This is a genomic window from Bacillus sp. SJS, from assembly GCF_000732485.2.
Taxonomy (GTDB): domain Bacteria; phylum Bacillota; class Bacilli; order Bacillales; family Bacillaceae; genus Metabacillus_B; species Metabacillus_B sediminis.
This window is the reverse complement of record NZ_JAQV02000007.1, coordinates 1-25,430: the sequence shown is the minus strand read 5'-3', so window position 1 is coordinate 25,430 and position 25,430 is coordinate 1. Positions and strand designations below refer to the sequence as shown.

Below are 25,430 nucleotides of genomic sequence, written 5' to 3'. Positions count from 1 at the left end.
TAAGAATAGATCGTTCAACTTGTACGATTACTTAAAGGAGCGGTAATAATGGCTAAAATAATTGCGATTAACGCTGGGAGTTCTTCTCTTAAATTCCAGCTGTTTGATATGCCCAGCGAAGATGTAGTAACGAAAGGGCTTGTAGAAAGAATCGGTCTTGAAAATGCTACATTTACCATTACTGTAAATGGCGAAAAGCAAACAGAAACAACAAATATCCCGGACCACGCGGTTGCGGTTAAAATTCTTCTTTCCAAGCTAACGGATCTTCATATCATTTCTTCTCTTTCTGAAATTGAAGGAATCGGCCACCGGGTTGTACATGGCGGCGAAAAATTCAGCGATTCTGCTCCAATAACGGAAGAAACGTTAGCTGCAATTGAAGAACTTTCCGACTTGGCGCCTCTTCACAACCCTGCCAATATTGTTGGAATTAAAGCATTCCAGGAAGTTCTGCCAAACGTACCGGCTGTAGCAGTATTTGATACGGCTTTTCATCAGACGATGCCTGATCAATCCTTCCTTTACAGCTTGCCATACGAGTATTATGAAAAATACGGCATTCGTAAATACGGATTTCACGGAACATCTCATAAATACGTTTCTGAACGTGCATCCGAAATGCTCGGCAGACCTCTTGAGCATTTGCGCCTGATTTCCTGCCACCTTGGAAACGGTGCAAGTATTGCAGCCATTGAAGGCGGGAAATCTATTGATACGTCAATGGGCTTCACCCCTTTGGCAGGTGTTGCAATGGGAACACGGTCAGGAAATATCGATCCGGCGCTTATCCCATTCATCATGGAAAAAACAGGATCTTCTGCAGATGAAGTATTGAATATCCTGAACAAGAAAAGCGGACTGCTTGGAGTTTCCGGATTATCAAGCGACCTTCGCGACATCACGACGGCCGCAAAAGAAGGAAACGAGCGGGCGGAGACGGCTCTTGAGGTGTTTGCAAGCCGTATCCATAAATACATCGGTTCCTACGCTGCCCGCATGAGCGGAGTGGATGCGATTATCTTTACTGCCGGAATCGGGGAAAACAGTGCAGAGGTGCGTGCTCGCGTGCTGCGCGGCCTTGAATTCATGGGTATTTACTGGGATCCAGCCCTGAACGACACATTCGGCGACGATCGCTTCGTAAGCTATCCTCATTCACCGGTTAAAGTTATGATCATTCCGACGAATGAAGAAGTCATGATTGCACGCGATGTTATGCGAATGGCTCTATAATAGGCTTTGTAGAGGCTTTCTTGCAAATTATTGCGTCTGACTAACCATTACCTAAAAACAAATGAAAGCAACCTTTTTTCGTGTTCTAAACATGAAGGGAGGTTGCTTTTTTTAGTGTCTAAAAATCCAATTTATAGAAAAACAAAGAGATACACTAATCAATTAGCATCAAAGGTTTTTAGCATTGATGACGCAAGAAATATTGTTTTGAAAATTAAACAACTTGAAGGGTTAAGTCCAAATTCCATTATGAATTATGAAAAAGTGTTCAATGACTTTGATCAATTCTTTGGAGAGAAAACGGATATTGCCATGTTAACGGCTGATGATGCTAGAGAGTTTGTGTATTGGCAGTTGAATGAAAAGATTCAGTTTAAGAATCACAAGTACCGTAAGTCGAAGCCAAAAGGTGTTTCTAAGGGGACAGTTAATACCTATATTGGCTATGCAAAGGCAGCGTTTAACATTTTAGTTGGTGAAGAAGTTGTAGAAGAGAACATCTTTGAGAGTATGAACAACTTAAAGGAAAGAGAAAAGAAAATCGAAACCCTGTCTATTCCTGAAATAAAGAAACTCTTCAAAGTATTAAATAAGGGGTTATACAGCGATTTTAGAGAGTACGTCATTTTACATGTTCTCCTTGATTCCTTTGGAAGAATTAATGAGGTTCTTTCCCTCAAAAAAGAAGATGTTAGCCATGAACAGAAGTTTGTTACTTTTCAGCAAACCAAAAATGGCAAAGTGAGAATTGTACCTGTTACTAGAAAAACATTGAAACTAATTCATGAACTGAATGAGGAAACAGAAGAGTTTGCCAGTCAATATATCTTCCTTACCAATCATGGTAAACCTTTGAAGCCAGATACATTCAGAAAGCATTTTCGAGAAATTGTTAAACGGGCAGGATTTGAGAAAAGAATACATCCCCATTTATTTCGCCATACGGCATCAGAAATGTTTCTTAGACAAAATGGATCAATGCGTGTATTACAAACGATTTTAGGTCATGCAGATTTAACTACTACTTCTCGATATGCTCACATCTTGGATCAGACAGTTAAACAGCAACATGCACAATACTCACCATTAAATTTAATTGAGGAATCAGATAAAAGGAAAACAAGGAGGACTAAAAAATGATCGCAACTATAAATGAGTATGAAATGAAGGTAATGGACTGGATTAACGCTAATTTTGACGTGTCTAGTGTGGTAGTAGTGGACTTTAAAGTACTTCCCTATGGTAAGCGTATTGTAGATAGAAACGGGGAGGAAATGGCTGTTTTCTTTGATTATTTCAGAAATGAAGTGAAGACTTTCTTTCCAGAATAAAAAATGAGGCAAGGTGTTCGCTGCACCAAGCCTCTGTTTGTTTCATTCACTTAAAACTGAATAGGAATACACCTTTCAGCCCCTTTATTATAAAATTTTAAAAATAGATTATCAAGGGGCTTAGTTTCCTATTGTCTTTTTTTAGGAAGCATGAAGGGGATTTCCCTTGTGAGTAGCCGTTAAGCACAAGTAAATAACTTACGTCAGGTATTGATCCAGCCAAAGCGAAGAAATGGAGATAGGCAACAAGTGACATTTCCCTATTTATGTCTGTTGCTGAATGGTGCGAACGACCTTTAACGGTTCGGTGGAAAGTTTGAGGTAGATATACCAGCAAGACAAGCCACATTTTCCTGTCATGGGCAAACTTTTGACAGTAGGCTTGTTAGGATTAATATCCTCGACAAATAGGGGCTATACAATACGGATTCCATAACCCGATATACAAAAGTGTCGTTGTCTATGTTCATTTGATTTTTTGTCATTTGAACATAGGCAACAACTTTGCCTCCAAGCCGTTGTCCATACACCTCAACCAAAAGTAAAAGAGCCTAAGTGCCAAGTCAAATTTTAAGGCGAAAAAACGTGATAAAGATAAGGAAAACTTTTACTGGAATATTGGAAAAGGGTTAATGTGAAGGCAAGGATCAGAGCAGGAGTTTTTAAATGGTTCAAAAGGAAAACGTGGACACAAACTTCACTGCGAAACCAGTTGATATATAGAGATTTCTGAGCAATTGAGGTAAAGAGTACTTATGGAGAGACAGTAAAAGAAGAACTAGGAATGTCCAATAATAGAGTGGTATTTATCAGGGTGGGTACAAAGTGACTGTGTGGACAGTTGATGGTATTTATCAGGGTGGATATTAAGTACAGACAAATGAGAAAGCGTGTATAAATAGAAAACACTCCAAACCCTTGATATTATTGAGTTCAGTTGCAAAGTTGGTAATCAGTACTTATGATAAAGAGAAGAAATTTAGAGATGTAACGCATTAGGACGTATTTATCAGAGTGGAGTAAAAGAACCATGCTACCTAAATAGAAAACTCTTTAAGATATTGATACTAATGGGTTTATAAGATATTCAGGTAAATAGTACTTATGAAGAAGTAGCGAAAATAATAATAACCAGTTTCAGTGGTATGCTACACAAAACAGTATAGAATAAGGCTTTCTGGTGGTTACTACTTAATTGCATATAATCGTCATAAGGGAAAGGTAGTGAGAAAGTGGAGAAAAGTCCATTAGAATTGCAAAATATTAATTTGAAAATCATAGAAAAATACGAAGAATTAGATAAGAAAAAGCGGTTTATGATGAATAAGTCAGATGGCGGTTCAGAAAATTATACCTATGTTTATCAAGTCATAAGAGAAGAAATCCTAAAAGTATTTAATGATCCGGTGCATGTAACTAATGTGTTAGTGGAGTATTTGTATAACCAAAAGAAATCAAGTCATAAAACTACTTTATGGAATAGTTTTGGTGATGTAATGGTTTCAAACTTAAAACAGAATTTAGGAAATAGTATTCTTTGCGACAGGTGTAATGAAAGATTTGAACCTACCAAACAAAGACAGGCGCAATGTTTAGAGTGTCAAGAAGAGATAAAAAAAGAAAAGGCTAAATTAAGGAAAATAAAATTTAATAAGAAGAATAGTGGTTCATGAAACTCAGCGTTCCATTCATGGGTCGCTATTCCTATTATATCAAGGTTTATGACCTTTCTTTTAATTCTTATAATTGCCTATAAAGGAAGACTAGCGAAAATAAACATGATTAAATTTTCATTTTAGTAGAAACGGTGCTATATCAGTGTTTCTAACATCTTATAGTTATAAAGATAATTTCCTATAAAGGAAGGTTAGCAAAACGAACACCATGATTTTTCATGAAGATATTAAAACCCTTTATGTACCAACGGTTTGCAAGGGATTTGCGTAATCTAGATAATTGTCTTTAAGGGAAGGGATACAGAAGTAAAAAACGATAAAAATAATGTGGACACTTAGAGTTCGCTAAAAACCCTTTAATACCAACACTTATAGGCATATGGGTCTATTTTTGTAATATGGAAGAAAGAAAAATGTTAGCAAATAGAACGTATTTATCAGGGTGGATATGAGTTGTAACGCTGAATAGCAAAAATAAATCTTAATCTAAATAGAACAAGATGCCTTCATACCTTGATAGTAAAGGGTTTTTGGGGCATATTCTCTTCTTAGAGATAATCGTCTTTAAGGGAAGGTAATAAAATAGTGGTTAAAATAAACCGAAAAAGTCACAAAAGTTTATTACTCACTGATGATAAACTCAATAGTAGCAAGGATTTAATGAGTTTTTCACATGAAGAAATTGGTTCCCTATTGGGGAGTAAGAAAACTTTACCAAATAGAATTAGTCACGAACCCTTTAAAATCAACATTTATAAGACTATGAGTCTATTTTTGTATATGGAAGCAAGTGTGTGAAGTAGTTCTGTGGTATTTATCAGGGTGGATATACAAGTACAAAAGAAAATATATTTCTCGAGTTTTAGACAAGCCTTTAAACCCTTGATATCAGTGTAACTGTAAGGAATTCAGGTAAACAGTACTTATGAATATAGAGTAAGTTTCATTGGCTGCCATTAAACAATGACAGTGAATGAAGGGTATTCCCCTTCCAGTATCTAGAGCCTAGTTTACGGTTCTTTCATTTTTACAACCTCCTCTTTCTGAGTAGTCCATCAAGGGCTACTCCTATTTTTTTACTCATAATTATACATGAGTCCTCGTATGTCTTCGATTAATCCGCCCAGGGAGGTGTTTAAAATGGATTTAACTACCATTCCTATCGAACAATTTGCTTCACAAGGGGTGTTTGCAGTTTTATTTATATGGCTGCTAACTAGTACGAGAAAAGAAGCGATTGAAAGGGAACAAAAGTTAATTGCTCAAATTGAGAAACAAAATGAAGCACAGGATCGCATTGTTCATTCACTTGAACGATTAGAAAGCCAAATTACACAATTGAAGGGGGTTAAATAATGGCAGAAATAAATATACAAGGTTATCAGAGTATCAGAGATTTTATTCAAAGTAATTGGAAGTACATAGAATTAAGAGATAATTCAGGAGTTGCAATTATACGTCTGTCTCCAACAGATAGTCGAGTGACATGGCAACATACTGCAGGAAGTCAAACCCTTAAACTTCAAGTGATAGTTAAAGGTTCTGATTCAGGAATGACTCTTCCTAAGACTTTTGCTTCTAGTGCCATTTACAGTGTGGCTTCAGGTGGTAATGCTTACAGTGTAGAATCCTTTTCACCTTTTACAATGGAAACAGCACAAGATGAACTTACAGTTATTCATTCTATTCAAGTACCGAAAGTTTAGGTGGTTTAAATGTTAGGTGCAGGAACACAATCTGATCCTTACATAGTAAAAACACCAGACGACTTAAACAATGTAAGGAATAACTTAACGGCTTCATATCAATTAGGCAACGATATAGATATGAGTAGTTGGGGAAATTGGAATCCTATCTCTTTTTATGACGGGAATAACTGGGTTAATGGTTTTTCTGGAAACTTTGATGGTAAGGGATTTAGAATTAAAAACTTAACTGTAAACAAGAACAATAATGAAATTTATTTAGGTTTGTTTGGACAATTCCATAACGGAACTTTACAAAATGTTGGTATGGAGAATGTTCAAATAAATACTAATAATGCAGGGAATTGTAGTTATGCAGGATCGTTAGTAGGTTTCTCTTATGGAGCAACTATAAAGAACTGCTTTTCCATCAATGGAAGTGTTAAAGCAAAAGATGAGTCTGGTGGATTGATCGGTAAGATTGATACAGGAATAGTTCACAATTGTTACTCAAGTAATCAAGTAACAATCACTTCAGAGTATTATGGTGGGGGCTTAATAGGGTCAGTAGATAGTAATAGTGTTGTTAGGAATTCCTACAGTTCTGGAAGAGTAATATACACTAATTCATCTTCTTATAACGGTAAAAGTGGCTTTGCAGGTTTTATCAGAAGTAATTCGAATATTTTGTTTGAAAACTGCTTTTTTGATAAACAATCTTCTAACCAAGAAACTTCACCTACAATAGGTATTTCCGGAAAGACAACTATTGAAATGAAAAACCAATCCACATATACAAATTGGGATTTTACAAACACATGGTTAATCAAAAATGATTACCCTTCATTGAGAGCGTTTGGAGTACCTATAGTTGCAAACAAGGGAACAATTTCTGTTAATGCCTATACAAATTCTACAAATTCTCTAGCAGCCAAAAGCCAGAAATCTGTTAAACAATTAGAGACATTCCAACAACCTGTTTACACTAATTCTGAGCGTCATATAGCGACTTTAAGATTGTCTGAGAGTTATGGATTGCCTATATTTTCAGTCGCTGAGAAGTCCACTAGAACTGTTAGAAGTGGTCAGTTCAACGTGATAACTTTTATAAATCCAATTTCATCATCAGTTGAAAGAAAAAGTAAAACCTTTAAGCATTTATTGTCCTCGTTAAGCCCTCTAGGAAGCGATATAAGCGTCCTTTATCCTCTTAGTACTAGAGTTATTAATGCTCATGTATATGCTCTAGAAACCCCGTCTAGGGCTTATATGATTGAAAATATAAGTAAAGTATCGTATATGGAAAATCCTTCTTCTTGGGAGGTGATTGATTAATGGTACTTTCAGGTGACACAGTTAGATTAAAGGTAGAATTTAAATCATTTTCAGGGAATTTAGTTGATCCTGAGAATGTTGAGTTATGTATTTATGACATGACAGGATTACATCTTGAAACTATACCTATTGCAGACAGCAACAGAGAAAAAGTTGGTGTCTATTTTTATGACTATGAAACTACTGCCAGTGGATTGAACGAGTCATTTGTATTCGAGTTTGCTGGCAGTTACAACAATAAACCTATCCTAGCCAGAGGAAAGGTGAAAGTTCAATTCAGTAAATAATCGAGGAGGTTAAAAAATGTCAGAACTAATTAGTTTTACTCAAGAGCAATTAGATTCATTAAAGCAAGAGTGGATTGAAAAGGAATTAAACCCTATTCAATCTGAAAGGGATGAACTTTTACAATTCAAACCTAAAGAAGTATCAGAAGCAGAAAAAGCATTACAAGAAAAGCAACAAGAACTATGGAATAAAGAAGTTAATATTGAGTTGAAATCAGCAGGGCTTGAAAAGTTTGCTGATTTTTTTGTGGCTGAAAATACTGATCAACTCAAAGAAAAGATTGAGAAGTTCAATATCTTAATGGATGAGTTTAAAGTTGCCAATGGTTATGTGCCAAGCGACCATAAGCAAACAACTCAATATGACCAGGCAAAACAAACAGGTAATACAAAAGGAATGATTAAGTCGCTTTTCGGAATTTGATTCTGATTAGTGACTTTTTTATAAAAAATAAAACTAACTATAAGGGAGAATGATTATATGTTTACAAGTAAAGATTTCGCAGCAGGCCAGAATTATGATTTGAAAGACGTTCTAATTGAGGTAAATAAAAAGCAAAATCCGTTTACAACTTTTATGCTATCAAAAGCAGTAAAGGCTACAGCACCTCAAGTACACTGGATTACAGAAGAGATTGGTGATTCTGCGGTAACACTTGCAGAAGGTGGAGATGCACCTGTATTTAAGAAAGACACTCTTGCTCCAAGAGATAACTACCTTGAGATTTTCGCTAATCTTGCTAGTGTTACTAATACTGCTCAATATTCAAATGCTAAAGGTATTTCTGATCTATTGGCTCATGAAGTTGATAAGAAGTCTAAAGCAATCAAGCGCAGAATGGAAAATAAACTTCTACATGGTACAAAAGGTTATAACTCTGCTACTGCTACTTATACAACTGATGGTATCCTTACACAAATCAATGCAGCACATAAAGTTAAAAGTGCATTAACTGGTGACGCATTTGAAGAAATGATTGGAAAACTTTATGATGCAGGTGTTTCTGAGAACCTTATCTGTTTCCTTCCAGCACGTTTGAAAAAAGCACTTAATGAAACTGGTTCTGTAGAATTCTTCGCTCGTGATAAATTCTTAGGATTTGACATTGAGGAATACATTACTGTTTTCGGTACTGTACGCTTTGCTCTATGTGAAGAACTAGGCAACAATAAAATGTTTGTTGTAAATCCTGATTACCTTGAAATGCCTGTACTTATTCCTTTCCATGCTCAAGTGGAAGCAGTAAGTGGTTCTAAGCAATCTGTATTCCTTGAAACTCAAGCAGGAATTAATCTTCTTAACGATAAAGCGGCTGCTTCTTTTGAAGTAGTAACTGCTTAATTACATAACAAGAAGGGGGTACTTGCCTTATGGCTTGTATCCTCTTTTTATATACAAAATTAAATGAAAGGGGTGAATAAGATGTGATTAACCAAAAGGAAGAATACTTGCTGAGAAGGAGGCGTAAGAAATTAACCCTGACTAAACTAGCGAGTCAAATAGGGTGTAGCCAGTCATTATTGAGTCGTTATGAATTAGGTGAATGTGAATTATCAGAAACAAAATTACATAGATATAGAGAAATTATAGATTCTAAAAAATAATCGAAAGATGAGGTGAAAAAGTGAAAGAATTACAAAGAAATTCGCTATACCACAACTCCTTCTTTTAGCGTCAGTAATAAGGATTACTGAGGATTAAAAGGAGGACTCTACTTAAATTTGTTAAGTAGGAGTATAAGCGATACAAATTACATAGGATTAACACAACTGAAGGATAGTGGGAGATTTTCAATCTTTCGCTAGATATGAACGAAAAATTAAAGGTTTTATTTCCAGAATGGTGTTCAGATTATACTAAAGGTCAAAATTCATTAATGCTATCAGATGATTTAGATTCACTATTAGGATGTGCAATTGAAAAGTACATCAAAGGGAATGAAATTAATTACTTTTATAACTTTAACAGAATATTTGTAGCAGATAGAAATGATGAACGGAAAGCAATTGGAGTAGATTTAGCCCTTCATAAGGGTAAAAGTTGGTGTAATCATGTTGTTAGGATTAATGAGGATGACTATGTTAATCCGCAAACAGCCAATATTAACGCTTTATTAAAGGTTCATAGCGGTAACTACTTCAAAAAGTATGCTATGTCTACAGTTCTAACTATGTGGAGTTATTACGGCTTACCTCTTCCAGAAACAAAAGAAGGTAAAATGCTCTTACTCTGCATAGATTCAAGTTATCTTGGACATTATGATGACCGATTTAAAGAAGTACATAATGCTTATTTAAAATTGCTTGGCTTTGAAGAATTATTGGATCTTCTAAACACTACTCACAAATTTGAGTACGAGATGCTTCAAGGTAAATATAAGACTAAAGAGAAAATAAAACTAAATAATGATGGATACTTAGAAACCAAACTAGCCCTTGCAGAATTGCAGGGGCTTTTTGGTATGCCTTTAGAGTTGCCAAAACAGCAATTTACGCTAAGGAACGTGTTTATGAGCGGATACGGTGAAACATTCAAAACACAATCTAAAGACAATCTCTCTAATGTAATCTCATTTGCTTTAACAGGTAAGAAAAAATTCAAATATACATACCATCAGTGAGGAGGTAGCAAGGTGAACAGATCAAATTTTCATTTTGTTTATAACAAAAACGTGTCGGATTTCCTTAAATCCAAAGGAATCAACTTCATTTGCGTGGCAATTGAGCCAAAATCACAAAAAATGTTCTCACTTTATTACATCAATAGTGAGTTGCAGCAAGCACTTGAAGAGTACAAGCAATACAAAAACTAATTCAATCCAATAAATAATCTAAAAAGTAATCGGAGGAAATACCATGACATTTGAAGAAATTGCTAGAATAACTAACTGGAATGAAAACGAGGATAAATTGTTTATGCCAAATGAAATATTTGATGACTTGAAGGAAAGTGATTTTACTTCTTCAGCACATATCTATTTTGCATATGCTTATATTTATCTTATTACTTGGCTGTTTAGGTATGCTAAATATGGACAATTTGAGATAAGTGTAAAAACTATTAAGCAAATATTAGGGTACAAACCTAATTATGAAAAAATAGATTACATTATCAAGAAGAACGGTCTTTTGGATCAAATGGGGTATACCATGACTGTAAGTGACTATCCTTTATCTTGGACGTATAAAAAGTATGAAAATGATGAAATAGAATTTTATATGGTAAGTGATGTTGATCCAGATGATAAGGAAACAGTACTTTACGGTAAAAGAAGAAACATTAAAATAAAGTTTCCGGTCAAACACTTTCACAGAGATGCAGAAGCATATGAGGAAGGTCATCCAAATGGGGTTTTCTATGATGTAGAAAAAACTCATATGATCCCATCAGAAGTATTTCTTTTCTCTATGAGCAAAAGTGAAATAGGTTGTACTGGATTTTTCTTGTATTCTTATTTGAAAAGTAAAAATCAAATATTTAAGAGTGGATATGATGTTTCACTAACGAATCTTGCCAAAGAAACAGGGTTAAAACCTCGTACTTTGGATAAATACTTGGATGCCTTAAAAAAGCACAGGATGATTCTGTGTATAGTTAACCAGGAATTTGTTATTGGACTGAAGGAAAGTGAAAGACTTGCCAATACATACATAACTAAAGATTATATTGCTTTTAGTGATACAGAACAGACTTACATTAAGCGTAAAGTAACCAATGAAAAAGCATTTTATAAAAAGAAAGAAGAATCTCTGTTACAAGATGCAATGGTTGAAGATGCTTTGCAGGGTTTACCGTCAAATTTCTAAAAATACACAAACCCCGTTTTTTGCGGAACATATAACATAGAGTTGGCAAATTTTTAATTCAACTTTTTGTTATATATATTATCTAATAGTTAACAATTAATAATAATCTACAATATTTCTTATCTATGTAAAAAGTACCGCGAAAAAAGGGGTTTCTAGAAAATTCAACTTTATGGGCTAGGTTAATCCTAGTCCTATTTATATTCTATAAAACAATCGGAGGAATTTATTATGAAAACAACTAACCAATCTATGACTGATATTAAGAAAGACGTTGAAAAGTTTGTATCGTTGATTGAATCTATGCAATTTTCAATAATGAAGTTAACAGGTAAATTTGAGAAATTTGAAGATGGTGATTCAGAATGAATATATACGAGGCATTGGAACAGTTACCCAATGAAAAGAAATTATATTTCTCATGGAAACATGACATTAGATTTAAACGTGATCTGCCTAAGAAGTCAGCAGAGGACTTTATGAGAGAAGTAAACAGGAAGAGCCTTGATGGATTTGTTAAATGGGAACGGACAGCACAATATAAAAACTTGCTCATGCTACTTCTGGAAAGTAAGATTGCTGATGATTTTGACGAGATATATAAAATAACGGTGAATAAAGCCAAAGAGGGAGACGAGAAATCAATTCGTCTCTTTTTAACTTTGCAAAAGGATATACAGGCCAATGCTAAAATGGCAGCCAAAACATTTAACAGTGTAGAAGATGAAATAGAAGAAGATGACGGATTAATGCTTGATTGAGGAGGACGATTCTAAGTCCTCCTTTGATATTGGGGGTGAATAAATGGCTATTATAAAATCTAACAAAGAAAAATTGAAAAAGGTAATGGACTCATTTCCTTTATTTGCAAAGAATTTCATTAAAATCATAGATAATAATGGTGAAAGTGTTCCATTCATCCTTAATCCAGAACAGGAACAATTCACAAAAGAAATGACTAAATATAATATCATTCTCAAAGGGCGGCAAATAGGCTTCACTACGTGGTCACTGGCTTATATGTTGTATTCAGCAATCACTAAACCTGATACCTCATATATGATTATGACTCAGCATAATAAGGTTACTCAGAGTTTGTTAAGACGGATTAAAAAGATGTATAATTCACTTCCTCATGATAAATACCCCACTCTATTTCCTAAGTTAGAAATCAGCAACCGAGATGAAATCTATATGGTAAATGGCTCAAGGATTGTAGTTGCTACAGCAGGTGGAGAGGATAGTATTTCAGGGAATACATTTGAGTTAATCCATTTTTCAGAGATGGCTAAGTATCCAAATGAAGCCCAGGAAGAAATTATTGCAACAGCCATTCCAGCACTTGCTAAGAACCCGTACAGTAAGATTATTATCGAGTCTACAGCACTAGGGTTCAATACATATCAGGAGATGTTTAAGAAGGCTTACAGAGGACGTGAGAGCGTATGGAAGGCACACTTCTATTCATGGCTTGCAGAGGCTTACAGTAAGCAATTTAAGCACTCTTTTGATGAAGCAGAGGAATGGTTTAAAGTTCATAATAAAGGGCGCAGAATGTCCAAGAACGACCTTGAACACGATGAGAAAATATTGTATGAAGAATACAAAGCAAACTTCAGACAATTGATGTTTAGAAGGTATTACATAGAGACGAATTCATTAGAAAAGTTTCAAAGGGAATTCCCTACAACCCCTGATGAAGCCTTTGCAGAAAGTAATAATGCCGTATTTGATACTAAGAAGATTATTGAACGGTTGCAGTTTGCTATTCAACCGATGGAAACGAAAGAAATTTATAATGATTTACCTGACAAATTAAAGCCTCTGATCAACAAGAATCTGTTTATCTATCACCTTCCTAAACGCTCATTAAGGCACTATGGAGGCGTTGACGTTGCTTCGGGTACTGGTGGGGATAATGATAATTCAACCATGAGTATATTCAATTCAGAGGGGCAACAAATGGCTTCTTTATATGCAAATGATATTCCTGTCTACAGGTTCGCTGAATTAGTGAACGAGTTAGGCAGGTTTTTTAATTATGCTTACATTTGCGTTGAGAGAAACAGTTACGGATTGCCATTGCTTGAGAAGTTAAGGAAAGAGTATGGATACATGAATCTCTTGAAGCAGAAGATATTTGATCAGAAGGGCAAAAAGAAACTTCAATTAGGCTTTATGACTACTACAGCAACTAAGCCTATTTTAATAAATGATTTAAAGGAAAACTTCGAGTTAGGACTCATCAATATAGAATGTATCCAGACGCTTGAAGAGATGAAAATTTACCAAGAAAATCAAGGGAAACTAGGCAATAAAAAGGGCAAGAATCTCCATGATGACTTAGTAATTAGTGTCGCTATGAGTTGTCAGGCAATGAAACAAGCAAAATATTATGTTGAGATTTAGGTTAGGTTCTTGGTGAACCTGACCTTCTTTCAATTAGGAGGTTAAGTGGTGAAAAGCGAGTTACAAAGTAAATTTGAACAGTATGTAAGAGTTTATCATGAGAACCGTCCTGAATGGTTCTTAGAAGAAGTTAGTACTGTAGCAGCACAAACAAGAGTTAACGAAGTGATGAATTTGAAGGATTATTTAAGTGGTAAGCATAAGATTCTTCAATCACCTTCTTATAACTACAATGGTAAAGAGTTTGAGCCGAGAAAGATTGTTCTTCAATATGCTAAGACTTTACTTAACTTCCAAACGTCTTACTTGCTTCAGAATCCTATTACGCTTACTGGTAATGAAAGAGTAGTAAAGGAATATCAAAAGGTGAGTAAGAAAGGTAAATATGACAGATTAAACCTTCAGATACTTGATAAGGTAAATAAGTATGGCATGTGTGCTGAATATGTCTATATGGATAAAGGTGTAATTAAAAGTAAATTAATTGATCCATCTACTTCCTTTCCTATTTATGATAACGAGAATAACTTACTCTGCTTTATTGAGAGTTATGTGCTTGATGGAGTAGATTACCATACAGTATTCACTGATGAGGTTGTTTATAAGTACAGCAATCTAGGTGGAAACTTAAAGTCGATAGGACAATATGCGAATCTAAGTGGATTACCGATTGTTTATCATAACTTAAATGAGTTAGATACTAATGAAGGTAGATCAGAGTTAGAGGATTGGATAACTATTCTTGATTCAATGGAGGATTTGATTAGTAAGTTTACTGATTCCTTCTATAAGCATCACAATCCTATCCCTGTAGCCATTGGACAGCAGTTAAAGGGTGAAGGTATCTCATCTTATATTGTTGGTCAAGGGATTCAATTGGATGATGGTAGTGACTTCAAGATGGTAAGTAATCAATTGGATTACCAATCATTCCAAACCATTTATAAGACGTTGGTTCAATCCTTATTAGATATAAGCAATACACCTGCAGTCAGTATGAATAAGACAGACATTAGTAACTTGTCTGAGGTAAGTATTAAATTATTGTTCTCATTGGCTGATATTAAAGCGGGAATGAATGAACAGTACATGCGTGAGGGACTAGAAGAGCGTTTTGAGAAGGTTAGAAAATTACTTGGATACAAAGGTATCAAATTTAATGAAGACGAATATGAGAGCCTAGATTGCGTATTCCAGTATGCTAGACCGGCTAATGATAAAGAGATTATTGAAAATCTGAAGTCATTGAATGAGATGGCAGCGATTAGTTTAGAGAGTATTTTGTCTCATAGTCCATATACAACTGATGTCCAGATGGAATTGAATAAGATTAAGAGTGAGGACAGAGGAAAACAAGTTGTGGATAGTGTGGATAAAGTTGGTAAAGATATGGAAGAAGAAGTGTAAAGTTAATGAAAACATAGGTATAGCAAGGGTTTGTGAGCGTAGAGTATATGTTGCTTTGCGCTTACATTGTTATACAGAGGTCAGTGCAGCCGAGGCTTAGAATGGAATACAGGGGTCAGCAAAAAGATATCACAAATTTGAGATAACGGCTCATTTTTTAAGATTTATGAAACCTAATAAAAGAAAAGTTTTATTCACTATTTCATGCACCTTATGAGCCACAAACGTTGATATATCAAGGGTGTATAAAATAGCGTATAATTGAGAAAAAATTCAAGTGCTACAAACGTTGATATATAAGGATTTATGGAAATTAGTTACTGACTATTCCTGCTATTATGTAAACCAAATTTGAATGAAATATACATAAAATGTATGAGGATTGCTTATATAAATACCCCTAATCGAAAAAAAGAGTGCCGTAACATACCCTTTTACACACCCAAGGAAAATATAGTAAAATGGTTACATAAATTTTACGGATGTGAAACTATGGATATTCTTAGTGAAAAGATTTATTGCAGGAAATGTAAAGGAAAAAGGAATATGTCGGTAATTAATACTTATGAGGAATATGCAGATGAAGAATCTCATGAACACTGGATATGTAAGTATCACATTACTAAATGTTTAGGTTGTGATTCTATTTCTTTTGTTGAGGATTTTCAGGGTGATGAGACTTCAGAATGGAACGGTGATGAAATCGTTTGGGGTAGGTTATATACTGTGTATCCTCCTGAGCCTATACTTGAAACAATGGAAGGGCCTTTTAAAATTACCCCTCAAGAATTTAGAAATGTTCCTAAAAATTTATCTAATTTATATGATCAAATAATAGAATCTTATTCTTTTAAACATGCTATTTTATGTACTGCAGGGCTAAGAACATTACTTGAGGGAATTTGCTCACACTTAGATATAAAAGGCGGGCACTTGTATGATAAAAACGGTGTAAAGTTACCTGACAATAAAGATATAATACGAGAACATACAAGTCTTGGTGGGAGAATTTTTGGTTTGTTCGAGAACGGGTTAATTTTACTTCCTCAAGCATTAGTTTTACAAGGTGTTATCAAATTTGGAAATAACGCCATACATAATATTCAAAGTCCAGGGTACAGTAAATTATTTGAAATTATTGAAATCATTAATAGAGTTTTATATGACATATATGAGTTAAAACATCATGATTTTATAAAGGATAAATAAAATTACCTATTTTTAACAAGGTATTTTCTCCCTAAATGTCGAAATAAATTGGACAGAGGGAGGTGATATCATGGGATTTGGATATGACACTCAACATTTATCAAGACAACAACAGGAGTTAATTAGGCAAAGACGAGAGCAAGAGGAAAAGGCTAATAGAGAAAGAGAACAACGTAAAAGGGAAGAGAGAGAAAAAGAAGGTAAGAAATAAAACTCTAGGCACTCATCATTTGAGTGTCTTTTTGTGCATTTAATTGGAAAATAATGAATATTCCATATAATTTCATGGTATTATTTAACTGTTAAATTATAGGGGGTGTATGATGGGAAAGTTATTTAGAAAATATAGGAGTACCCTTGGTGTTTTTACTATTATAGGACTGATAGGTGTAGGATTCTGGTATTACTACACGTATGTAGCGATTAATGAGTCTACATTGGACAAAATTGAAGAAAAATTAAACAAAGATAAAGAATTAAGCAAGTATTTTTCTTCATTTGAATTTTCTAAAGATGAGAACGCAGAATCAGTTGAATATAATGGCTTGACCTCATACCCTTACAATTTATTATCATCTGTAAATGCAAATTTTTCGGAATTAGATAACAGTCAAAAGGCTTCTTTGATTAGTAAAGCAGCAATGATGGTTACAGAAAATAATGATGGAATTAATTTTGCGTGTGGTTATAAAAAGTATTGTAGTTTAGATGGTATTAGTCTCTTTGAATGGAAAAAAGATGGTTACTACACAACGGATTATGATCGTTCATATCAACCTGAAGACTACGTGATAACTTATAATGATGGACACGGTAAAGAAGAAAAATTGAATGCTTCTGCTATTGAAAAATCAGGGTCAGATAAAGTTGAAACAACTTCAGCAAAAACTACACCTATTCTCCAAGTTACAGATGTGGATTATAAATTAGATGGTGATTATAACATTGTAACTGGTGCTGTTAGAAATAATGGAGATAAGAAATATTCATTTATACAATTGAAAGTTAGTTATTTGGATGAATCAAACAACGTAATTGACACGGATACTACTTATGCAGCAGGTGATGAGGGTATTTTGCCAGGTGAAGAAAAAGCATTTGAAGTTATGACTAAATTAAGAAGTTCTGTCAAATACAAAAGGTGTAAAGTAGATGTAATGGATTTTAACTAATGAAAGTGTCTTCGGACGCTTTTTTATTTTGTGGAGGGAAAAACAATGAAAGATTTTTCAAATTATCATGATGTTTACCGAAGAAGAGTATCACGAAACTATTCACCGCAAGAACAAAATCAAATTTCAAAGGAGATGTTAAGAATGCAACAATATCAATATGATGCAATGTACAAAGTTAAATATGATGAATTCATTGGTCGCTTATCAACTTATTTCCATAAACACTTACCATATCAAGAATGTACATCTAAAATCGAACATCAAAGTTTCAGAAAAGTATCTGGAGCAGGTTACATTTCAGGTTTTATGAAAAGGCACTCTAAGAATATCGTCAGAAAATATTTACTTGATAATGACGGTATATGGTATGAGGTAGACAGGGCTGAAAATCCATCACTAGGTTTTCCAGTAACAGATGAAACGCTTGAAGCATTTGCAGTAGATATTAAACATGATTACCAATATAACAAAGGGAATGATATTAATGATTAATTTAGAACGATTGGATTTAGAAATCAAAGGGATTGAATTAGATCAAAGTGAGAAAGTTATTTATCTTCAAGAGAATGACATTGATTCTCTAACTGAATATAATCCTCAATCAGCCACTAATAAGAAAAATATCTACTCTGCAGCACTATCTATCCTAGAATCAATTGCAAATAATCCATCCCTTATGAGAACAGTAAAAGTAGACGATATGACGGTTTCTGACTTTCATGAAAATTTAATGGCTCGTATTGATCAATTGGAAAGTAAAATTAGAAAAATGAAGACGGATGAACAGGTCAATAATGAATCCAATTTCTTTATGCTGTTCAACGGGTAATAGAAAGGAGGTTTCATAGTGAAACTCATTGATGAATCATTAGTTTCTTCTATAATAATGGACTATGGAGAACAAGTTAAAGTTAATGACAAAGAAACAGAAGCAATAATTACTAATCCATTAATAAGTGAACAGGAAGAAAGATATATACATACGGTTCAAAACGTGCCTAGAGGCTCTGTAGTCGATTATAAGACCTTTAAATATCTTACAATTACCGAGAGTTCATCTATGCGTACAGCCAAGTATAAAGCCCTTATGAGACAGTGTAATCATGTAATTGAATTCCCTGGAGAAATAACAAACGGTAAATTTCTAGGATATGATGATTTAGGAAGGGCTGTATTTGAGGAGATTGTTGGTGAACCAACTTATGTTCATGCAATTGTTGATAATAAATCGTTCTCTGTAAATTCTACAGATGCAATCAGAGTACCAGTGAATGAAATAATCCTAGTGCTTCAGGACAATAAAGTTAATAAGGAAAAGATTAAAATTAATTTTAAGTTTCCAAGTATGGATAAAAAGTGGACTGTACAAAACATTGATTTAACTCAAAGTGGATTGATGATTTGCAATTGCAAAACTGTATAAATATTCCTTTACTAACCATGACCTAAATGATATTATTAACCTAGAAAACATGAATAAAGGTTGATAAATCAACGTTTTTAGAACCGGTTAAAGTTATGATCATTCCGACGAATGAAGAAGTCATGATTGCACGCGATGTTATGCGTTTAACATAATGTAAAAATAGCCTCCTTTGCAGGGGGCTATTTTTAATGATGAGCTTTTCCTGCAAGAGGATCAGCAGCTCTGTACCAGAGCCAAAGATCGTTAATAACAGAAGCGAGCCCAGCTATTTCTGAATTATATAAGCAGGCCGTTTCGAAATGCTCCTCATTGTCCATAAGTCTTTGCTTCGCTCTAATTAAATCCTCTAACTCCGAAATCCGATCCGGAATTTTGCCTCTCACCTTTTCCCATTCAGCCATCATGATGGACCGATCCTTCATTGATCGAAATTTTGAAGGAATGTGAATGCCAAGACGGTTATCAAAAATGAAATCGGGTCCCAAACTAAAATCCCTCCTTTTGTATGAGCATACATTCTTTTATATAAAAATTCACGAAAAGATTGCATTTAAGGGTTGAAAAAGGTTCGAATCCTTGTTAAAGTCTTCTCTAAGATGTATTTTTATAAATATAAAAGTATTTTTATACAATGATATACAGAGAGGGAGATTACAATGAAACAAAAAGTAGTATTAGCATATTCCGGCGGTTTGGATACCTCCGTTGCAATTAAATGGCTTCAGGAGCGCGGCTATGATGTTATCGCCTGCTGCCTCGACGTTGGAGAAGGAAAAGACCTGGCATTCATTCAAAGCAAAGCATTAGAGGTCGGTGCGTCCGAATCGTACGTCATTGATGCAAAAAAAGAATTTGCAGAAGAATATGCCCTGCTTGCCCTGCAGGCCCATGCGCTTTACGAAGAAAAGTATCCACTCGTATCCGCTCTTTCACGCCCTCTCATTGCAAAAAAGCTTGTGGAAGTAGCTGAAAAAGAAGGAGCATCTGCAGTAGCCCATGGCTGTACAGGGAAAGGAAATGATCAGGTGCGCTTTGAAGTGTCTATTAAGGCTTTAAACCCTGACCTGGAAGTTATTGCACCGGTACGCGAGTGGAGCTGGTCGCGTGAGGAAGAAATCGAATATGCCCAGAAGCATAACATCCCGATTCCCATTAAATTAGACAGCCCGTTTTCAATTGATCAAAATCTATGGGGCCGCAGCAACGAATGCGGAGTATTGGAGGATCCTTGGGCCGCGCCGCCTGAAGAGGCCTATGATCTCACTGCTCCGCTTGAAAAAACTCCGGATCAGCCGGATGTCATCGAACTGACCTTTGAAAAAGGGGTTCCTGCAGCGATTAACGGAGTCGAGTATTCCCTTTCTGAAATCATCCTAAATTTAAATGAATTAGCAGGAAAGCACGGTGTCGGAAGAATCGATCACGTTGAAAACCGCCTGGTCGGAATTAAATCGAGAGAAATTTATGAATGTCCCGGAGCGGTAACGCTGCTGAAGGCACATAAAGAGCTTGAAGATTTAACGCTCGTTAAAGAGGTAGCCCACTTTAAGCCGATTATTGGGCAGAAGCTGACAGAGCTCATCTACAATGGCCTTTGGTTTTCACCGCTTAAGCCTGCATTGGAGAGCTTCCTGAAGGAAACTCAGAAGCATGTGACAGGGGTTGTGCGTGTGAAGCTCTTTAAAGGCCACGCAATTGTGGAAGGCCGTAAATCCGAGTTCTCACTATATGATGAAAAACTTGCTACTTATACAGCAGAGGATGCTTTCGATCATCAGGCTGCGGTCGGCTTCATCTCTCTCTACGGGCTTCCGACAAAGGTAAGCAGCATGGTTCAAAATAAAAAGAAGGTGGAAGCATGACCAAACTATGGGGAGGCAGATTTCAGAAAACCCCTGAAGAGTGGGTAGATGAGTTCGGCGCTTCAATCGGGTTTGATCAGCAGCTGGCTGAAGAAGATATAAAAGGCTCACTGGCGCATGTGCAAATGCTTGGAAAAACCGGGATTTTGACTCAAAACGAAGCAGAGCTTATAAAGAATGGCCTTCATACATTGCAGAACAAAATGAAAAATGGAGAGCTTTCTTTCTCAGCCAGATACGAAGATATTCATTTGAACCTTGAGAAACACTTGATTGATGAAATTGGACCGGTTGGCGGTAAACTTCATACCGGCAGAAGCCGGAACGACCAAGTTGCAACGGATATGCATCTTTACTTGAATGACCATGTTCAAATCATCACTACGAAAATTGAAGCACTTCAGCAGGTGCTGGTTCAAAAAGCGGAGGAACATATATATACGATTCTTCCGGGCTACACCCATTTGCAACGAGCACAGCCTATCTCTTTTGCTCATCATCTGCTTGCCTATTTTTGGATGCTTGAAAGAGATAAGGAGCGCTTCCGTGATTCTCTAAAGAGAATTCGCCTATCGCCTCTTGGGGCTGGAGCGCTTGCTGGGACCACATTCCCGATCGACCGTGCCTACACAGCGGAAATTCTTGGATTTGACGGGATTTACGAAAACAGCCTGGATGCCGTCAGCGACCGTGATTTCATCCTGGAATTTCTAAACAATAGCTCCATCATGATGATGCACCTATCCAGATTATGTGAGGAAATTATTCTTTGGTGCTCTCAGGAATTTCAGTTTGTGGAGCTCGATGACACCTATGCAACCGGAAGCTCCATGATGCCTCAAAAGAAAAATCCGGATATGGCAGAGCTCATTAGAGGGAAAACCGGACGGGTTTACGGGAACCTTTTCTCTCTTTTAACTGTGATGAAGGGGCTGCCTCTTGCGTACAATAAAGACCTTCAGGAGGACAAAGAGGGAATGTTCGACACTGTGAAAACGGTCGAGGGCAGTCTTGAAATTTTTGCAGGTATGGTAGATACCATGACGGTTAAAAAAGAAAACATGGGCCTTGCCGTTCAAAAAGATTTTTCAAATGCCACTGAGCTTGCCGATTATCTTGCGAAAAAAGGCATGCCATTCAGAGAGGCGCATGAAGTAACAGGAAGACTCGTATATGAATGCATTCAAAGAGGCTGTTATTTAAAAGACCTTTCGCTGGAAGATTACCTGGAAGCGTCAGGGCTTTTCAGTGAAGATCTTTATGCTGCCATTGATCCCTATGAGGCGGTGGCCAAACGGATGAGTGCAGGCGGAACCGGATTTGAAGCAGTGAAGGCTGCGCTTGAAAAAGCCTATTCAAAGCTCCAAAAGGAAAATGTTACCTTGCAAGCGAACGCGACTTAACTCAAACACTAGGACAGGAACCCATTAACCTTGAGGAGGGCTGTCCTGTGAAAAAACAAGAACCGAAAAACTCGTCCATTCAATATGATTCTGCAGCAGATCAGGAAACGTCAGATCAAATCAAAAATGCATACGAAAGCGGAGTCGTAGAGCAGAATTTTGATGAAAATTTTACCCAAGATCAAGCAGAAAAAGCAGATGAAATCTAAATGAGTAAAGCTGGCATCAATCGGTGCCAGCTTTTTTTTGAATGATTAAGATATAAAGTACACATGTTGCTATAAAACTGATAAAACCCGGACCAGTGCCTGAAGGGACCAGCCAGTAAATAAGAATTCCTGCCGCCATAGAAAACACAGCCTGCCTGTTAACACTCCCCATTTGTAAAAGATCCTTATCAGATATCGTTCCTTTTTTTACCGTTAGAAAATCGGATACGATGACAGCAGATAACGGAATGGATAAACTGCCGAGGATCGAAATCCAGCTTTTTGCCTCGGTAACTACTGCAGGCATCGTACTAAGGATAATACCGGCTGTTCCGAATAAGACCGCACTTTTAATTCTTCCAAGGGAAGGGAATATATTCAGCAGGCTGAAGCTTCCCGTGTATGCATTGCTTAAATTGATTGAAATGAGCGAAAGGATCGACGCAGCCAGAATAATAGAGAAAAGCAAGGATGATTCTGTAAGCCTTGATGCTGATAAAAATGGATTCATTTCAGCAAAATAAGAAGCACTGAAGATACCTAAAAAAGCTGTCATCGAAAACCCGATAAAGTTACCCGCAAACATTCCCCAAAATCCGTGAAGTGGCGATCTGGCATATCTGGTCATATCGGCAGAAGCACTTACACCGGCTACATACTGGACAAAAACAAGACTCGCAAACAGCAGCATCGTCAAACTTCCCGCACTGTCTGCACTCTGAGTACTTACAGATGCAGTTACCCTCATATTTGTAGTAAAGTATAAATAGATAATGATTCCTTCTCCTGCGAGTAAAAAAGGAAGGAAATAGGCAGTGGCCTTTTTCACAGCATGAAAACCTACAATTGTAATCCCGATCATTATGGCTCCAAGTCCAGCAGCAGCCAAAGGAAAAGAAAGGCTCTGAACACCAAATCTTTTCAAGCTTTCAATCAGCATCCACGTTCCGCCGATCGTCTGAACGGAAAACCAGTAGAGCGAGATTAAAGAACGAACGGGAGAAGCGGCGTATTGCCCAAGGCGGCTCCCGAGAATACTCCGGATCGCATACTGAGCAGGAAGACCGCTGACAGAACCCGGCAATGACAGAAAAGATACAAGCAGAAAGGCTAAAAAGGCACCTGCAATACAGCTGAAGAATGCCTGACTGAAGCTCAGCCCTCCTTCCATAACAGCCAAAGCCGGCAGCAGAACATTGCCGGCATTAAATGAAAAAGCAAATTGGATAATGAAATACTCAATCCAACCCGTTTTTCTAAGCTCTGCGGGCACCGCTTCAAGTCCGAAGCGCTCAAGGCCGTACAGAGGCTTTTTATCAATTGGAATCATCCCAGTAACCTGCCTCCAGATGTTTTAGAACCGTTTATTATTTTTAAAGAGGAGCCGGGAGCGGATATAAAACGCATCGGCAGCTTCTGCTAAAAGGTTCACCTTATTATTACAGCAATGCAAAAAGGATACAATATATTCCTTATATAAACCACAGCTCGAAAGGAGCTTAGACGATGAAGCACGCCATCATTACCGCCGGAACAAAGGGACTCGGAAAAAAAGTAACTGAAGCTTTTCTTCAAAAGGGGTACTCGGTTACCGCCACTTTCCGAAGCGATCGGGAAGCAGCAGAAGCATTAAAAAATGAGTTTCAGCATCTATCCGGGAGGCTGCTTCTTCTTCAAGGAGATGTAACCAAAAAAAGCGACTTGGATGCCATTATCGATACGACGATGCAAGCCTATGGAAGAATCGACTGCCTCATCAACAACGCCGGGCCTTATATATTCGAACGAAAAAAACTGGCCGATTACTCAGATGATGAATGGTACAGCATGATCGAAGGAAATTTAAGTTCCGTATTTCACCTTTTCAGAAAAACAGTGCCCATTATGAGGGAACAGAAATTCGGCCGCCTCATTACATATGGATTTCAGGACGCAGCAAGCGCGCCTGGATGGCTGCATAGGTCCGCCTTCAGCGCCTCAAAAGCAGGTCTTGCTTCCCTGACGAAATCCATCGCATACGAAGAAGCCGAAAACGGGATCACCGCTAACATGATTTGCCCGGGAAATATTATGGGAGACATGAAAGAAGCCACAATTGATTCCGCCCGCAGCCAGCATGACCCAAATACCCCAATCGGCCGGTCTGGGACAGGGGAAGACATTGCCCGCATTATCACGTTCCTGTGCGACGACCAATCGGACTTCATCACAGGCGCCATTATCGATGCAAATGGCGGAGCAGATGTACTTAGACGAAAATAAGGAAACTAACGAAAAGAACGGACTCATAAAAGATGAGAGTCCGTTCTTTTCTCGTTATTCCGCCCTTTTTTGCAAGCAGCTTTTCCAATGATGATAGACATTCATATGATGGAGAAAGACCAAGTGATTTGAGCAGAAAATATATGAAGATGAAATTTAAAGCAACGATCAGGACAGGGGAAGCTTTAGAAGCGGGGTAATTGTAGAGGAACGGGGATTTGTCATAGATCCGATTTGTTAGACAAAGCGGCCAGTCCTTCGTTTGTCAGACAAAATTGTCAGACAAAGCGGTCATTATGTCGTATGTCAGACAAATAGAGTTTGGCTGGAAAGGCGCTGGAATGGGCTGGAATCACAGGTGAAGTGGCCGGAAAGCAAGTAAGTCTGGCTGGAAAACGAGAAGGAACGGCTGGAAAAACGAATTTGGCTGGAAAGGCTCCAGAATCGGCTGGAATTACGGGTGAAGTGGCCGGAAAGTAAGCAAGTTCGGCCGGGAAACGAGAAGGAACGGCTGGAAAAACGAGTATGGCTGGAAAGGTGGCGGAATCGGCTGGAATCAGGTGAAGTGGCCGGAAAGCAAGTAAGTCCGGCTGGAAAACGAGAAGGAACGGCTGGAAAAAAGAGTTTGGCTGATTCATCGTTTGTCAGACAAAATCGTCAGACAAAGCGGCCATCCTGTCGTTTGTCAGACAAAATCGTCAGACAAAGCGG

General features: G+C 36.9%; 32 protein-coding genes and 1 pseudogene. 31 read left to right on the top strand and 2 right to left on the bottom strand.

All coding sequences use genetic code 11. The features are described from left to right. The first annotated feature begins 48 nt into the window (after nt 1-48). The 25 genes and pseudogenes from AS29_RS03775 to AS29_RS22000 all read left to right on the top strand — a co-directional run. Nucleotides 49-1,236, top strand: coding sequence for an acetate kinase (locus AS29_RS03775; RefSeq protein WP_035409454.1), 1,188 nt, complete (start codon nt 49-51; stop codon nt 1,234-1,236). Nucleotides 1,237-1,350: 114 nt separating this feature from the next. After that, nucleotides 1,351-2,376: a tyrosine-type recombinase/integrase gene (locus tag AS29_RS03770; protein ID WP_035409452.1), complete on the top strand. Its 1,026-nt coding sequence runs from the start codon at nt 1,351-1,353 to the stop codon at nt 2,374-2,376. Further along, complete coding sequence (locus tag AS29_RS03765) at nt 2,373-2,567, top strand: hypothetical protein (RefSeq protein WP_051860748.1); 195 nt, start codon at nt 2,373-2,375, stop codon at nt 2,565-2,567. Before AS29_RS03770 ends, AS29_RS03765 begins: the two co-directional genes overlap by 4 nt. Before the next feature lie 1,232 nt (nt 2,568-3,799). Beyond that, nucleotides 3,800-4,240, top strand: a complete 441-nt coding sequence (locus AS29_RS03760) for a hypothetical protein (RefSeq protein WP_051860747.1) — start codon at nt 3,800-3,802, stop codon at nt 4,238-4,240. A gap of 1,143 nt (nt 4,241-5,383) precedes the next feature. Further along, a complete protein-coding gene (locus AS29_RS03755) occupies nt 5,384-5,599 on the top strand; it encodes a BhlA/UviB family holin-like peptide (RefSeq protein ID WP_035409450.1) in 216 nt (71 codons plus the stop codon). Then, entirely contained in the window at nt 5,599-5,949 is a 351-nt protein-coding gene (locus tag AS29_RS03750; protein WP_035409449.1) for a hypothetical protein, read from the top strand. The genes AS29_RS03755 and AS29_RS03750 overlap by 1 nt, the downstream gene beginning before the upstream one ends. A gap of 9 nt (nt 5,950-5,958) precedes the next feature. Then, nucleotides 5,959-7,263: a hypothetical protein gene (locus AS29_RS03745; protein ID WP_035409447.1), complete on the top strand. Its 1,305-nt coding sequence runs from the start codon at nt 5,959-5,961 to the stop codon at nt 7,261-7,263. Next, nucleotides 7,263-7,550: a hypothetical protein gene (locus AS29_RS03740; protein ID WP_035409445.1), complete on the top strand. Its 288-nt coding sequence runs from the start codon at nt 7,263-7,265 to the stop codon at nt 7,548-7,550. Before AS29_RS03745 ends, AS29_RS03740 begins: the two co-directional genes overlap by 1 nt. A 16-nt stretch (nt 7,551-7,566) precedes the next feature. Beyond that, nucleotides 7,567-7,974, top strand: coding sequence for a hypothetical protein (locus tag AS29_RS03735; RefSeq protein ID WP_051860746.1), 408 nt, complete (start codon nt 7,567-7,569; stop codon nt 7,972-7,974). Between the two features lie 57 nt (nt 7,975-8,031). Continuing rightward, complete coding sequence (locus AS29_RS03730; protein ID WP_035409443.1) at nt 8,032-8,892, top strand: SU10 major capsid protein; 861 nt, start codon at nt 8,032-8,034, stop codon at nt 8,890-8,892. Between the two features lie 83 nt (nt 8,893-8,975). Next, nucleotides 8,976-9,155, top strand: coding sequence for a helix-turn-helix domain-containing protein (locus tag AS29_RS20910; protein ID WP_231889901.1), 180 nt, complete (start codon nt 8,976-8,978; stop codon nt 9,153-9,155). 203 nt (nt 9,156-9,358) lie between these two features. Further along, nucleotides 9,359-10,171: a hypothetical protein gene (locus AS29_RS03725; RefSeq protein ID WP_035409441.1), complete on the top strand. Its 813-nt coding sequence runs from the start codon at nt 9,359-9,361 to the stop codon at nt 10,169-10,171. Nucleotides 10,172-10,183: 12 nt separating this feature from the next. Next, complete coding sequence (locus AS29_RS03720) at nt 10,184-10,363, top strand: hypothetical protein (RefSeq protein WP_035409439.1); 180 nt, start codon at nt 10,184-10,186, stop codon at nt 10,361-10,363. A 43-nt stretch (nt 10,364-10,406) separates the two neighbouring features. Continuing rightward, a complete protein-coding gene (locus AS29_RS03715) occupies nt 10,407-11,357 on the top strand; it encodes a hypothetical protein (protein WP_035409438.1) in 951 nt (316 codons plus the stop codon). Between the two features lie 231 nt (nt 11,358-11,588). Then, nucleotides 11,589-11,726 (top strand): hypothetical protein, encoded by a 138-nt coding sequence (locus AS29_RS21230; protein ID WP_156505858.1) that lies wholly within the window; start codon nt 11,589-11,591, stop codon nt 11,724-11,726. Further along, nucleotides 11,723-12,118, top strand: a complete 396-nt coding sequence (locus tag AS29_RS03710; protein WP_035409435.1) for a hypothetical protein — start codon at nt 11,723-11,725, stop codon at nt 12,116-12,118. Before AS29_RS21230 ends, AS29_RS03710 begins: the two co-directional genes overlap by 4 nt. A gap of 43 nt (nt 12,119-12,161) precedes the next feature. Continuing rightward, nucleotides 12,162-13,766, top strand: a complete 1,605-nt coding sequence (locus tag AS29_RS03705) for a terminase large subunit domain-containing protein (protein WP_035409433.1) — start codon at nt 12,162-12,164, stop codon at nt 13,764-13,766. 48 nt (nt 13,767-13,814) lie between these two features. Continuing rightward, complete coding sequence (locus tag AS29_RS03700; protein WP_035409431.1) at nt 13,815-15,173, top strand: phage portal protein; 1,359 nt, start codon at nt 13,815-13,817, stop codon at nt 15,171-15,173. Between the two features lie 546 nt (nt 15,174-15,719). Then, on the top strand, nt 15,720-16,382 hold the full coding sequence (locus AS29_RS03695; RefSeq protein ID WP_156505857.1) for a hypothetical protein: 663 nt from the start codon (nt 15,720-15,722) through the stop codon (nt 16,380-16,382). A gap of 70 nt (nt 16,383-16,452) precedes the next feature. After that, nucleotides 16,453-16,593, top strand: coding sequence for a hypothetical protein (locus AS29_RS21225; RefSeq protein ID WP_156505856.1), 141 nt, complete (start codon nt 16,453-16,455; stop codon nt 16,591-16,593). 112 nt (nt 16,594-16,705) lie between these two features. Next, complete coding sequence (locus AS29_RS03690) at nt 16,706-17,554, top strand: FxLYD domain-containing protein (protein ID WP_035409427.1); 849 nt, start codon at nt 16,706-16,708, stop codon at nt 17,552-17,554. 45 nt (nt 17,555-17,599) lie between these two features. Continuing rightward, a complete protein-coding gene (locus tag AS29_RS03685) occupies nt 17,600-18,049 on the top strand; it encodes a hypothetical protein (RefSeq protein WP_035409425.1) in 450 nt (149 codons plus the stop codon). Continuing rightward, nucleotides 18,042-18,386, top strand: a complete 345-nt coding sequence (locus tag AS29_RS03680) for a hypothetical protein (RefSeq protein ID WP_035409423.1) — start codon at nt 18,042-18,044, stop codon at nt 18,384-18,386. Before AS29_RS03685 ends, AS29_RS03680 begins: the two co-directional genes overlap by 8 nt. An 18-nt stretch (nt 18,387-18,404) precedes the next feature. Further along, complete coding sequence (locus AS29_RS03675) at nt 18,405-18,980, top strand: hypothetical protein (protein ID WP_035409421.1); 576 nt, start codon at nt 18,405-18,407, stop codon at nt 18,978-18,980. An 83-nt stretch (nt 18,981-19,063) separates the two neighbouring features. Further along, a pseudogene (locus AS29_RS22000) lies at nt 19,064-19,135 on the top strand (hypothetical protein); the annotation flags it as partial. A gap of 33 nt (nt 19,136-19,168) precedes the next feature. On the opposite strand, the gene AS29_RS03670 reads toward AS29_RS22000, so the two are convergent. Then, entirely contained in the window at nt 19,169-19,468 is a 300-nt protein-coding gene (locus tag AS29_RS03670) for a hypothetical protein (RefSeq protein WP_035409419.1), read from the bottom strand. A 171-nt stretch (nt 19,469-19,639) separates the two neighbouring features. On the opposite strand from AS29_RS03670, the gene AS29_RS03665 reads away from it, so the two are divergent. The 3 genes from AS29_RS03665 to AS29_RS21220 are packed head-to-tail and all read left to right on the top strand — an operon-like array spanning nt 19,640 to nt 22,457. Then, entirely contained in the window at nt 19,640-20,845 is a 1,206-nt protein-coding gene (locus tag AS29_RS03665) for an argininosuccinate synthase (protein WP_442854514.1), read from the top strand. Next, nucleotides 20,842-22,248 (top strand): argininosuccinate lyase, encoded by a 1,407-nt coding sequence (gene argH, locus AS29_RS03660; protein WP_035409414.1) that lies wholly within the window; start codon nt 20,842-20,844, stop codon nt 22,246-22,248. Before AS29_RS03665 ends, argH begins: the two co-directional genes overlap by 4 nt. Before the next feature lie 47 nt (nt 22,249-22,295). Further along, a complete protein-coding gene (locus AS29_RS21220) occupies nt 22,296-22,457 on the top strand; it encodes a hypothetical protein (protein WP_156505855.1) in 162 nt (53 codons plus the stop codon). A 16-nt stretch (nt 22,458-22,473) separates the two neighbouring features. Here AS29_RS21220 and AS29_RS03655 read toward each other — a convergent pair whose 3' ends face one another. After that, on the bottom strand, nt 22,474-23,787 hold the full coding sequence (locus AS29_RS03655) for a purine-cytosine permease family protein (RefSeq protein ID WP_035409412.1): 1,314 nt from the start codon (nt 23,785-23,787) through the stop codon (nt 22,474-22,476). 176 nt (nt 23,788-23,963) lie between these two features. On the opposite strand from AS29_RS03655, the gene AS29_RS03650 reads away from it, so the two are divergent. The 3 genes from AS29_RS03650 to AS29_RS03645 form a co-directional block, all read left to right on the top strand. Next, nucleotides 23,964-24,719 carry an SDR family oxidoreductase gene (locus AS29_RS03650; protein WP_035409410.1) on the top strand — a complete coding sequence of 252 codons (756 nt, stop codon included), beginning with the start codon at nt 23,964-23,966 and terminating at the stop codon, nt 24,717-24,719. Between the two features lie 321 nt (nt 24,720-25,040). Further along, nucleotides 25,041-25,199 carry a hypothetical protein gene (locus tag AS29_RS21215; RefSeq protein ID WP_156505854.1) on the top strand — a complete coding sequence of 53 codons (159 nt, stop codon included), beginning with the start codon at nt 25,041-25,043 and terminating at the stop codon, nt 25,197-25,199. Continuing rightward, the coding region (locus tag AS29_RS03645) for a hypothetical protein (protein ID WP_035409408.1) at nt 25,180-25,430 on the top strand (251 nt) is incomplete at its 3' end. The genes AS29_RS21215 and AS29_RS03645, both read left to right, overlap by 20 nt.